Source organism: Salinivibrio sp. MA427 (genome assembly GCF_001996115.1).
GTDB classification, from domain to species: Bacteria; Pseudomonadota; Gammaproteobacteria; order Enterobacterales; family Vibrionaceae; genus Salinivibrio; species Salinivibrio costicola.
In genome coordinates this window covers 1-1,099 of the sequence record NZ_MUFH01000497.1, presented here as the reverse complement: position 1 = coordinate 1,099, position 1,099 = coordinate 1, and the positions used below count along the sequence as shown (strand labels likewise).

1 protein-coding gene and 1 pseudogene are annotated in these 1,099 nt (G+C 43.8%); both read left to right on the top strand.

Going from position 1 to position 1,099, the window contains the following annotated elements:
- Nucleotides 1-150 (top strand): annotated as a pseudogene (locus BZG79_RS16865) (dTDP-glucose 4,6-dehydratase); the annotation flags it as partial.
- Between the two features lie 70 nt (nt 151-220).
- Nucleotides 221-1,096: a glucose-1-phosphate thymidylyltransferase RfbA gene (gene rfbA, locus BZG79_RS15880; protein ID WP_077774893.1), complete on the top strand. Its 876-nt coding sequence runs from the start codon at nt 221-223 to the stop codon at nt 1,094-1,096.
- Nucleotides 1,097-1,099 lie beyond the last annotated feature (3 nt).

Here is a 1,099-nt window from a genome sequence, read left to right as displayed (position 1 = left end):
AGTAAAATGCAACAAGCGCTTGGCTGGACACCGGTCGAGACTTTTGAAACGGGATTGAAAAAAACGGTTCAATGGTATTTAGACAATCAAACCTGGTGTCAAAATGTTCAGGATGGTAGCTATCAAGGTGAACGTTTAGGCGTCAACTAGTTTTCGAATCACTAGTTCTATGCCTTAGCTTTTCCTAGGGCATAGAACCTAGAACCTAGGACTATTTTTTATGAAAGGTATTATTCTCGCCGGTGGTTCAGGCACGCGCCTTTATCCGATCACAATGGGCGTCTCTAAGCAGCTATTACCCATTTACGACAAGCCGATGATTTATTATCCGCTATCGGTGTTAATGCTCGCGGGCATTCGTGAGATTTTGATTATCACCACCCCAGAAGATCAAGCCAGTTTTCAACGATTATTGGGTGATGGTAGTCAATTTGGTGTTCAGCTTGAATACGCAGTGCAGAAATCACCTGACGGCCTTGCGCAAGCCTTTATCATCGGTGAAGAATTTATTGGCGACTCGTCAGTCTGTTTGGTATTGGGTGACAATATTTTCTGGGGGCAAGGGTTTCGGCCTAAGCTGCAGCAAGCTGTTTCTAATGCAGATAATGGGCAAGGTGCAACCGTGTTCGGTTATCAGGTGAAAGACCCTGAGCGTTTTGGTGTGGTTGAATTTGATGAAGCCCAACGTGCCATTTCGATAGAAGAGAAGCCGAGTCATCCGAAGAGTAACTATGCTGTCACGGGCTTGTATTTTTACGATAATGATGTGATTAAGCTAGCGAAAGAGGTACAGCCTTCAGAAAGAGGTGAGTTAGAGATCACTTGCCTGAATGAGATGTACCTGAAGCGCAAAAAACTCAATGTTGAATTACTAGGTCGTGGCTATGCGTGGCTTGATACGGGCACTCATGAAAGCTTGTTAGAAGCTGCTCAATTTGTTGAAACGATCGAAAAGCGTCAAGGTTATAAAGTCGCTTGTTTAGAAGAAATCGCATATAGCCAGCAATGGTTGTCCACTGAACAAATGGCAGCGCGTGCTGAGTTAATGGCCAAGAATGGCTATGGGCAATATTTACGATCGTTACTAAAAATATAATAT